A 232-nucleotide genomic window follows, 5' to 3' on the forward strand; every position below is an offset into this window, starting at 1 on the left:
AGGATCTGAAGTATTTCGAGCCGTTACACTATAAGTTCCAGCGATTAAGTTAATAAAGTCTTCTGAGTCCTGATAGTTCGTGCCATCAATACTGTATTCAAATCCTGCACCTAGTGGAGCTGTAATTGAAATTTTACCTAAAGGTACTGCACACGTTGGTTGAACTACATCAGCAGTTGGTGTAGCTGGTGCATTTGGTACATCATTAATCGTTACAGATAAAGCTGTAGAA

The 232-nt window shown here is 39.2% G+C and carries 1 protein-coding gene; it reads right to left on the reverse strand.

Annotated elements, in window-relative coordinates; translation table 11 throughout:
* A partial coding sequence (locus FHP04_RS14590; protein WP_158319160.1) for a hypothetical protein occupies window positions 1-232 on the reverse strand: 232 nt, incomplete at both ends.

It is taken from the genome of Aequorivita sinensis (genome assembly GCF_006346335.1).
Taxonomy (GTDB): Bacteria; Bacteroidota; Bacteroidia; order Flavobacteriales; family Flavobacteriaceae; genus Aequorivita; species Aequorivita sinensis.